Below are 10,702 nucleotides of genomic sequence, written 5' to 3'. Positions count from 1 at the left end.
GGAGCATCCATACGGAGTAATAAAACGCCAATGGGATTTTTATTATATCATGACCAAAAAAACGATCAAACACGCCTCAGCTGATGTTGGATTGATTTTTACGGCCTACAACCTGCGTCGAATATTTAATTTAATAGACCAAAATCTATTAAAACAATATCTAAAAGTATTGGCTTTGCATTTTGGGTTTCTAACACCCATTTTTAACGCTTTTTACGGATTGTTTTATTTTAAGAATTATCAACCGACTTTTCTCAGAAAGAATTTTAATTGTAGTTTAAATCATATATATTTACTAACTGATTGACTAAAATGAGTTCGTGTAGAGGTTTTTAGACGAACTGACGTTACCTGCAAGTATTAAAAAATAAAGAGCTTAACAACTTAATGAAATAAATGATAAAATACATCTTCCTAATCGCATTAGCTTTACTCTATTCTTGTAATAATTTAGAGAAAAAAAAGAAGAGCGAAATGAATATCGACCAGACTCTTGTAAAAGCAAAAGAAGAATCAACTTCAACGAATATTTTATTAAAAAAATATAATGTTTATATAAATAATCTTGACAGTTCAGACGTAAACTCATCTAGTACTGCGATGAGCAGATTTAAGGAATTATTTAAAGAAGAAGACAAAATTTTATGTGATAGTGCCTTTGTAATTTTTAATAATTTATATGAAAAACTTGATAGAAATTTGAATGAATTACATGAAAAAGATACAACAAACTATGAATCTTTAGTTCTTTTAACGCAAAATGGTAAAAAGCCTATAATTTCAAAAAAACTATTAGACTATAAACAGAAACTTAAAGACAATGGATTTGAAATTTCTGAAGAAGAAGGTATTACTTTTATTCAGAAGGATAGGGATTTTATTTCAAAGCATTTCTATCCTTATGTCTCGCATACAATGAAAGATTATTTATCAAAACTTAACCAAGAAAATAAAGAAGGTTTTGCTTCTGATGCTGAATTAATTATTGCTCCAAATATTTTTGTTGAAAGAATGATATGGTATGAAAATTTCATTAATAACAATTCAAATTTTCTGTTTATATCAAATTGTAAAGAAAAAAGAAAATATTTATTGACATTTTCACTAATCGGAATGGACAATACTCCCGTTTTTGACAATGAAACTAACAAACTTTCTGAATATTACAAAGATTTGTATGAATATTTGATTTCAAAACACCAAAATTCTCAAACAACTAAAATTATAAAACCATATTATATGGCATTTAAGAACAGTCAACCTAAACTTGCTAAAGAATTAATTATGGAGTATAAATCTAAAAAATTAATATTCGACTATAATGAATAAATTAAAAGATACCAGCAGGTAACAGGCGTTTTGATATAGTGGGGTTTTGGTGGAATTACCATTTCGAATTGCGATTTCGTTAAACAGAAAATACTCGTTTACGAAATACCCACCATCTCAAAGCGCCGGAACGTCAAACTGTCTAAAAACCTCCATTTTGAGTTTTTGTTCTCGGACTCCTATCTTTGAAAAATCTCAAATATGGTATTCTCAGAGACTTGTTTTAGGTTTTTAGACAAACTGACGTTGGCAGAAATTGCACCCACTATAAACGTAAAATCAAACAAAAGAAAACATGAAAAAAATATTGCTTTTAATCTCCCTTTTAACGGTTTTTAATAATACTTATTCACAAGAAGACAAAGTCGATCTTGCAATAAAAGAACTTATTCAAAAAAATAAAATTGTCGGTTTACAATTATCGGTTATTAAAGAAAATGTTATTGTAAAAACAAGTCATTATGGATTCGCCAATATTCAAGATTCAATTGCTGTAAATAGTCAAACCGTTTTTAGCATTAATTCTACTACCAAAGCATTCACAGGAGTTGCAATCATGCAATTAGTAGAAAATGGAAAATTAAATCTAGAAGAACCTATTTCAAATTATTTAGATAAATTACCCAAAACTTGGCAAAAAATTACCGTAGAACAGCTTGTAACCCATAAATCGGGACTTCCTGATGTTTGGGATTCACAAGGCAATATGCTTTCCGAGGATGGTAATATTTTGTTCGAAAACGTCAAAAAGCTACCCCTTGCTTTTGAACCTGGAAAACATGTGAGAGAAGGCTTGGCAAATTACATGCTTCTAGGAATGCTTATAGAAAAAATTAGTGGACAGTCGTTTGAAAAATTTATTACGGAAAACCAATTCAAAAAAGCAGGAATGAAAAACGCCATGAAGGCAGGAATTGGGGATTTTTATAACATTATTAATCACTCAGCAAGACCGTATACTTATTTTAGAAATAATGTTCTAACTAATGTTTATCAACCAATGCCTTCAAATTTATTGCCTGCAGGTGGTATATATGCAACAGCAACCGAAATGGCACAATGGGTAATTGCATTACAAACTAATCAATTAATTAATGCTGAAAATCTTAAAATTCTTTTAAAACCTATTGAATTAGAAAACGGAAAACCATATGAAGAGAATGGTTTGCTCGACAGAAGTTCAATTGGTTTTTCATTAAGTTCAAGAGCTGAAAATCCAATAATTGCTTCAATGGGTGGTGCAAGAAATGCATTATTTATTTATCCTAAGAAAAATGTTTCAATAATAATTTTGACAAATTTAATGGGTTCTCATCCTCAAGATTTTATAGAAGAGATTGCTAAATTATACATTAAATAAAAATAACAACTACTGCCAACAGCTAGGGTTTCGTTGGGTGCGCAGCACCAACAATGAAACCCGGGTTGAACGGATAATTTTATTCGTATATAAAATAGTTAGGCACAATAATATGAAACCGAAAAACACAGTCATTATCTTACTTTCACTTTTCTTGTTCAGTTGTGAACAGAAATACTCTATTATTGATAACCAAGTATATTTGAAAGGATGGAATGAAGGAAGTGGAAATTATGAAAGATTAATTGAAAAAGCCGATTCTAAAACATTCCAAAAAATAGAAAACGACGAAAATTTAACAATTGGAAAAGATAATAAGTATGTTTTTTTTGAAACCGAAATCATTGACAATTTTGATCCGAATACTCTAAAATATATTGGAAATTATTATTTTGTTGATAATGATTCCGCGTACTTTTTTGGATTTTACAGTAGCAAAAATGATTGTGAAATAATTGGTGTTAATCCGAATAAACTAAGAACATATAAAACATATCCTTGGGCATCTGATGACAAACACATTATTTATGGTCACGATATTGTAGAAATACAAAACTTAAATAATTTTAAAGTTATATCCGAAAACTGGGGAAGAACTAAAACCGAAGTGATATATAAAGGGAAAATTCTCAAGTCAGTTGATATTAATAGTTTTGAAATAATTAATGATGACAAAGCCAAAGACAAATATCACACCTATGAATATGGAGAAATATCAAACTAAATAAAAATTACAGTGCCTAACAGCCATTTTGAGCTAGCTGGAATTTAGTGGAATTATCGTTTCGCATCAAGTTTTCGTTAAGCCGAAAATTGAGCAGTTACGAACTTCCAGCCATCTCAAAGTGGCGAAACGTAGTTGGCGGTAATGCAACCAAAAAAACCGAAATGAAAATTAAGTCAATATTTATCTTTTTACTGTTTACAAGTTGTCATCCATTGTTTTGTTCTTGGCAAAATGGTTATGAAGAACTAAATTACGAACCATCTAAAAGAGAAATAATTGGAAAATATGAATTAAGCGAAAAATCAAAATCATATTTAAACGAAGACTATTATACTTGGCCTCTAAAACTTGAAATATCGGAAAACAAACAATTCAAGTTTCTTTTTGAGGATAATCCTGAAAGTTTAGCTGACAAAATATTTGCAGACAAAGAAAAAGGAAATGACTCTAAAAGGAATAAAACAGGAAAATGGTTCTACTCGTTTATGGATAAAGAGAAAATCTGCTATTTTGAGTTAGAGGGAATTTGTGTTCAACCTTTATGCAAAAAAGACGGAAAAACTTCGATAATGATTACAATTGGAGATGGAGATGAATGTAATGGAATTGTTTACGAAAAAGTGGAATAAATAAATGCACTACCGCCGACAGTTAGAGTTTCGTTGCGTGCGCAGCACGAACAATGAAACTCGGGTTGAACGGAACCGATTACCTGCCGTCAACACTATGGAGTTATCGTAAAATTATGAGAGAGGATTACAAGAGGATTTAGTCTTCTTTTTTTTTTGGATTAATTTTAACCTTGGTTTTTTCGTGTTTTTCTTCACTTTTGAACACAGATTACCTTACCCGTAAAATTAGTTTTTACAGGGAATTGAACTTTGGCTACCGCCAAGATACCAAACAGGCAGACCGCGCTGGTCAAAAACTACTATTCGGTGTAAATTGCCTGTTTTACAACAAGGACACTTGGGTAAAAAGGGCTTCTTTTCTACTTTTTTGAAAACTTTTACCTTAAGTTTTTCCTGTAAAAGTTTCAGCTTTTGACGCTTCCAAAGCCTGTCCCGTTTTTACGGGATGTTACTCAAAAAACCATGATGACGAATTTTTACACCCGAGCCCAGAGGGCGAACTGACGAAGTAAACCGTTTGAGCAAAATATGCAACGAAAACCGCCTGATAAATTCTTGATGAGGGAGTGTCATTTGCTTTTTGGCGCCCGCTACTCGGGAATCCTTGTAATCAAAAGTCACGTTTTGCTCGTCAATGCTCTTGATTCTATTATTGCTGATGGCGATTTTATGGGTGTATCTCCCCAAATATTCCACCACCGATTTGGGACTTCCAAAAGGTTTCTTTGCAAATACCACCCATGGTTTTTGCCATAATTCCTGCTGGGTTTGTTCGTATTGGATAGGCGATTTCGCCTTGAGTTTTTCGCAATATTTAGTCCTAAAAACTTTCGACAAGGTCTTGACTGATGTTGGCTTGATTTTTTTAGCTTACAACCTGCGACGGATATTTAATTTAATAAACTAAAATCTATTAAGACAATATTTAAAAGTATTGGCTTTGCATTTTGGAGTTCTAACATCAGTTTTTAACGCTTTTTACGGATTGTTTTATTTTAAGGATGAAGAATGCTTTTTTTTAAAAAGAATTTTAATTGTATTTTAAATCATATATATTTACTTACTGATTAACTAAAATGAGTTCGTTTGGAGGTTTTAAGACAAACTGACGTTGTAGGCTATTTTAAAAAAAAAATCGTGATAAACAAAATTACAACAATAACAAGAAGAAATATTTTTGACTATATCCAAGTCGAAGGATTTTGGTGGGCTGGAAGATTAGAAGAAACTGATTTTTTATCCAGAATGTTTGATTTAGATAGAATGGAATCTTTTGACGGTAGATATTCTAATGCTACCGGAGATATTTGGCAACATCGAATCAATAATTCTGATTGGGAAGATAATTGGATTTTTAGCGATTATAGATTTAACTTATTAAATTGTGATGACTCAATTTTTTTGAATTTCTTATGTGAAATGATTCATCCAATTGTTAGAATTGATATTTCTGAAATTAATAAATTATTGCAGATTTTTAACGAAAATCTTAAGGAAGATAATTATGAAATCATAGAAAGAACTAAAATATCTGGAAAACCAATTTTTATTGGTAGGCTTAAAATTATCGGTAAAGAATTTATACTAAAAAAAGCTTCAGACATTAAACAAATGATGAATGCGGAATATGTTACTCAACAGATTAACTTAATGGAATCTTCAATTGAAAATTCACCGCATATTTCAATTGGGTTAGCAAAAGAGTTGATTGAAACTTGTTGTAAATCAATTTTTGAAGAAAGAGCTGAAATATATGACAAGAACTGGGATTTGCCAAAACTAATGAAAGAAACTACAAAACTTTTAAAATTAACACCTGACGATATTCCCAATGAAGTAAAAGCATCAAGTTCAATTAAACAAATATTGGGTAGTTTATCATCTGTTGTTCAAGGCATAGGAGAAATTAGAAATGAATATGGCAGTGGACACGGGAAAGATGGGAGTTTTAAAGGTCTACAACCAAGACACGCAAAATTAGCTGTTGGCGCATCAACAACCTTAGCAATATATTTATTAGAAACTAACCAACTTAGAAAATAAAAAAACAGCCTACAACAGCCAGGGTTTCGTTGGGTGCGCAGCACCAAGAATGAAACCCGATAGCGCGGATTTGCAATCCGTGTCCACAAAGATAAGCACTTAATCAAAAGAAAATACTAGATGTGATTGCTTCGTTCCTCGCGATGACCACGAAGTGCTCAATTATCATTTTTTAAGCAACAATAGTAGATTAATAATCTATGTACTCATTTTAAATCGACATATAAAATCTGCAATTTGAAAATTTTAAACAGTTACAGTAAAATATAATATAATTGATTATTGTTATGGGCACGGATTGCAAATCCGCACTAACTGATGTTGGCTTGATTTTTTCAGCCTACAATCTGCGCCGAATTTTCAACCTGATTGACCAAAATCTATTAAAACAATATCTAAAAGTATAAGCGTTCTATTTTGGGATTCTAACACCAGTTTTTAACGCTTTTTACGGATTGTTTTATTTTAAGGATGAAGAATGCTTTTTTTTAAAAAAAATTTTAATTGTAGTTTAAATCATATATATTTACTTACTGGTTAACTAAAATTAGTTTGTTTGGAGGTTTTAAGACGAACTGACGTTGACAGACAGCAGTGAAAAACAAAAACTAAAGTAAAAATTAATTTAAAAATGAAAAAAATAGTATTCTTATTAATAATTGTATTTCAATGCAATACAACATTTTCTCAAGGCTTGATAATTGGAGCTGTAAATGCAATGCAAAATAGAAGCAAACCTTATCTTACAAAAACGAAAGTACTTAATCAATTTCCATTATATCAAACTAAAACTAATTTTGATTTTAAGGGTAAAGTTATAAATATTGACTTCAAAGATTTTAGAGATTCACTTAATCTTAAAAAAGTTGAATGTTCTGAATTCGATATCAAAAATGAAACAGAGTTTGATTCCGAAACTGGAAGTCAAATTGTTAAAGCCTATTTAGATTCTTTATTTGTAAAATCAAAATTTATTATTAATCAAAATCAAAATTCCGAAATAGTTGTTGTGAAATTAAATGTTTTGGACGGTAAAAAAACAGGAATTATGATTCCGAAAGTGCACGGAATTTGCCAAATGGTTTTCGAATATAGAGATTTTAAACACACATATTGTATTGATTTACAAGATGGACAAACTAATTCACCAATTGGAAGAACAACTGTAATCACTATTAAAGAAGCAAAGGAAGTTTTGATTTGTGCATCAATAAGAGAAGTTATTGAATTGTTCCTTAAAGATTTCAAAACCTATAACGATAAATTATAATTAACCCCGACAGCGCGGATTTGCAATCCGTGCCCCCAACGTAAAGCGCTTAATCAAAAAAAAATACCAGATGTGATTGCTTCATTCCGCGCAATGACCCCGAAGTGCTCAATTATCATTTTTTAAGCAACGATAGCAGATTAATAATCTATGTACTCATTTTAAATCGACATATAAAATCTGCAATTTGAAAATTTTAAACAGTTACAGTAAAATATAATATAATTGATTATTGTTATGGGCACTGATTGCAAATCCGCACTAACTGATGTTGGCTTGATTTTTTCAGACTACAATCTGCGCCGAATTTTCAACCTGATTGACCAAAATCTATTAAAACAATATCTAAAAGTATAAGCGTTCTATTTTGGGATTCTAACACCAGTTTTTAACGCTTTTTACGGATTGTTTTATTTTAAGGATGAAGAATGCTTTTTTTTAAAAAGAATTTTAATTGTATTTTAAATCATATATATTTACTTACTGATTAACTAAAATGAGTTTGTTTGGAGGTTTTAAGACGAACTGATGTTAGGAGTAACTATTGAGAAGTGCTACTAATAAGAACCTCACGACTAATAGACGAACAGTCCAAAACAAAAATGAAACCTATTATACTCTCTATCCTAACATTTTTGATTTGCTTGTTTTGTTTAGCGACAAACCTACATTGGTTTTTTCATATAAACATTTATCCCGAACTTCACATACGAATAAATATTATGACTGCTGTTTTCCTCTTTTTGGTTGTGCTTTTGCCAATCATGCAACAACGACTAAAAAATGATAAAAAAGAAAACAATTTCGTCTAAAATACTTAGTAGTTGGAAAAAACTTGGTCCAGGTCTTGTAACAGGAGCAAGTGACGATGACCCATCTGGAATTGCAACCTATTCTCAAGCAGGTGCTGCCTATGGACTTTCAACACTGTGGACTGCAATTATCGCTTTTCCCCTAATGGCTGCTATTCAACAGATGTGTGCTAGAATTGGATTAGTAACCTCCCAAGGTTTGACAGGAACATTAAAAAAACACTATCCAAGACCTATTTTGTATCTGATGTTGTTGTTTAGTTTTCCTGCTATTGTAATGAATATTGGTGCTGATATTGCAGGCATGGGTGCTGTAGGTAATCTATTACTTCCATCTATCGATGCTAATTATTTTAGTGTTCTTTTCACGATTATTCTTTTGGGCTTAATTGTTTATTTACCATATCAAAAAATTGCAGCAGTTTTAAAGTATTTGTGCATCGTTATGTTGGTTTATTTTATTGTTCCATTTTTATATAAACAGGATTTTAGCGAAATTCTTAAAGCGACATTTATACCAACCATAAAGTTTGACAAGGACTTTATCGCCATTATAGTTGGAATACTTGGCACAACAATTTCACCTTATCTTTTTTTTTGGCAAGCATCGGTGGAGGTTGAAGAAATGAAATATAAAAGGAAGCATTTAATTGTAAACAAAAAGTTAATTCATAATATAAACCAAGATGTAGATTTTGGAATGACAGTTTCTGCTTTTGTAATGTATTTTATCATTCTTACTACTGGCACCGTTTTATTTAAAGGCGGCATCCATCAAATTGACACTGTGGAACAAGCTGCAATGGCATTAAAACCTTTAGCCGGTAATCTGGCCTATCTTCTTTTTGCTGTTGGTGTAATCGGAACGGGACTTATTGCAATTCCAGTATTGAGTGGTTCGATTTCTTACATAATCACTGAAACATTTGGCTGGGAACAAGGACTTGACAAAAAATTTCATGAAGCAAAAGCATTTTATGTCATCATAGCTATTTCATTGATACTTGGATTATCTTTAAATTATGTAGGCATTACTCCAATTCAGTCATTGATTTATACGGCCATTCTCTATGGATTAACTGCTCCAGTTCTAATAGCTATAATCTTACACATTTCAAATAATAAAAAAATAATGGGTAAAAACGTGAACGGAAGATTGGCAAACATACTTGGTTTTGCAGCATTAATTATTATGACAGTAGCTGCTGTAACTTTAATTTATTTGCAACTTTCAGGCAAGTAAAACTTTTAACACAATAGATGTTGGCACTGCACAAGATAACGAAATCAGGGTCATCGACTTTTTTATGAACATTATAAAACTCATTGATTATACATTCGCTTTCGATCTTGTTGACAACGGAAGACTGGCTTATCATCTTTTGGATTTTTAAAAAGCTCTTTTGAGCCCTTTTACGGATTGGTTTCTTTTAAGAATCATTAAGTAGCTTTGTCCAAAAAAAAGAATTTTAATTGTAGTTTCAATCACATATATTTACACAGTGACTAACCTAATTGAGTTCCTCTGAAGGTTTGTAGATGAACTGACTTTAGTTGCAAGCATAGAATACCATTTACTAAATTAAAAATAACGGAAAGATAAATGCAGTATAATATGCAAAACATAAAGGAATTTACAACATTTGCGTGGATAGATTTTTGCCAACCCGACAGAGCAACTCTTGATAAAATTGCGGAGCAATACAATTTAGATATTTTTCAAATTATTGACAGTTTGGAACACGGACATTTACCAAAGTTTGAAAAACAACCCAACTATAATTTTTTGATTTTACGAGCATTTACTTCAACTATCGAACATGGTGCAACAACTATAAACGACCTGTCTAATAAGATTGCATTTTTTTACAATGACGACAAAATTATTTCAGTACACAGAAGTCCGTTTGCATTTTTAGAGCGTATCGACATAGAGTTTTCAAAAACCGAAGACCTTTTAATTTATTTAATTCATAAAATGGTAGGAAGCTACCAATCACCACTCAATGAATTAGACAAAAAAATAGAGGAATTTGAAAAAACTATTTTCTTAAAAGACTATTCAAAAGTTTCACTTGAAGATTTGTATTTCTTAAAAACTCAAACAAGAATAACCAAAAAACTATTACAACTATTTCAAAATGTGACCAATCAAATTGAAGTTAGCGAATCCAACAAAACAGCCTTACAAGATATTAAAGACACTTTGTTGAACTTAATATTAAATTATGACGAAGTATTAGAAAACGCAAACAATTTATTAAATAGTTATCACTCGGTAAATTCTCAAAAAAGTAATGACGTTATGAAATTGCTGACAATATTTTCTGCATTTTTTTTACCGTTAACATTTGTAGCAGGAATTTACGGAATGAACTTTGAAAATATGCCAGAACTCAGATGGCAATTTGGATATTTTATGACACTTAGTATAATGGCGATTATCGCAATTATTATTTATTTTTGGTTCAAACGAAAGAAGATAATTTAATAGAAAAATGTCAGCACCCAACAGCTAGGGTGTCGTTA

At 31.0% G+C, this 10,702-nt stretch carries 8 protein-coding genes and 2 pseudogenes; 9 read left to right on the top strand and 1 reads right to left on the bottom strand.

Annotated elements, in window-relative coordinates:
• From BMZ76_RS16260 to BMZ76_RS15330, 5 genes and pseudogenes are all read left to right on the top strand, one after another.
• Positions 1–307: pseudogene (locus BMZ76_RS16260) on the top strand (IS1182 family transposase); the annotation flags it as partial.
• Between the two features lie 89 nt (positions 308–396).
• Positions 397–1,329 carry a hypothetical protein gene (locus BMZ76_RS15345; RefSeq protein WP_143071110.1) on the top strand — a complete coding sequence of 311 codons (933 nt, stop codon included), beginning with the start codon at positions 397–399 and terminating at the stop codon, positions 1,327–1,329.
• A 295-nt stretch (positions 1,330–1,624) separates the two neighbouring features.
• On the top strand, positions 1,625–2,689 hold the full coding sequence (locus BMZ76_RS15340; protein ID WP_091209103.1) for a serine hydrolase domain-containing protein: 1,065 nt from the start codon (positions 1,625–1,627) through the stop codon (positions 2,687–2,689).
• A 112-nt stretch (positions 2,690–2,801) separates the two neighbouring features.
• Positions 2,802–3,413, top strand: a complete 612-nt coding sequence (locus BMZ76_RS15335; RefSeq protein WP_396230414.1) for a DKNYY domain-containing protein — start codon at positions 2,802–2,804, stop codon at positions 3,411–3,413.
• Positions 3,414–3,502: 89 nt separating this feature from the next.
• Complete coding sequence (locus BMZ76_RS15330; RefSeq protein WP_167547476.1) at positions 3,503–4,045, top strand: hypothetical protein; 543 nt, start codon at positions 3,503–3,505, stop codon at positions 4,043–4,045.
• A gap of 228 nt (positions 4,046–4,273) precedes the next feature.
• On the opposite strand, the pseudogene BMZ76_RS15325 reads toward BMZ76_RS15330, so the two are convergent.
• Positions 4,274–4,894 (bottom strand): annotated as a pseudogene (locus BMZ76_RS15325) (IS91 family transposase); the annotation flags it as partial.
• A 240-nt stretch (positions 4,895–5,134) separates the two neighbouring features.
• Between BMZ76_RS15325 and BMZ76_RS15320 the strand changes: the two are divergent.
• The 4 genes from BMZ76_RS15320 (at position 5,135) to BMZ76_RS15305 (ending at position 10,664) form a co-directional block, all read left to right on the top strand.
• Positions 5,135–6,091, top strand: a complete 957-nt coding sequence (locus tag BMZ76_RS15320) for an abortive infection family protein (RefSeq protein ID WP_208857681.1) — start codon at positions 5,135–5,137, stop codon at positions 6,089–6,091.
• Between the two features lie 631 nt (positions 6,092–6,722).
• A complete protein-coding gene (locus tag BMZ76_RS15315) occupies positions 6,723–7,361 on the top strand; it encodes a hypothetical protein (RefSeq protein ID WP_091209093.1) in 639 nt (212 codons plus the stop codon).
• A 783-nt stretch (positions 7,362–8,144) separates the two neighbouring features.
• Positions 8,145–9,416, top strand: a complete 1,272-nt coding sequence (locus BMZ76_RS15310; RefSeq protein ID WP_091209088.1) for an NRAMP family divalent metal transporter — start codon at positions 8,145–8,147, stop codon at positions 9,414–9,416.
• A gap of 372 nt (positions 9,417–9,788) precedes the next feature.
• Positions 9,789–10,664, top strand: coding sequence for a CorA family divalent cation transporter (locus BMZ76_RS15305; protein ID WP_167547478.1), 876 nt, complete (start codon positions 9,789–9,791; stop codon positions 10,662–10,664).
• Positions 10,665–10,702 lie beyond the last annotated feature (38 nt).

The sequence above is a fragment of the Flavobacterium xueshanense genome, assembly GCF_900112975.1.
In the GTDB taxonomy this organism is placed as follows: Bacteria; Bacteroidota; Bacteroidia; order Flavobacteriales; family Flavobacteriaceae; genus Flavobacterium; species Flavobacterium xueshanense.
Note: the sequence above shows the minus strand (reverse complement) of the source record. Positions and strands in the feature narration are given on the sequence as shown.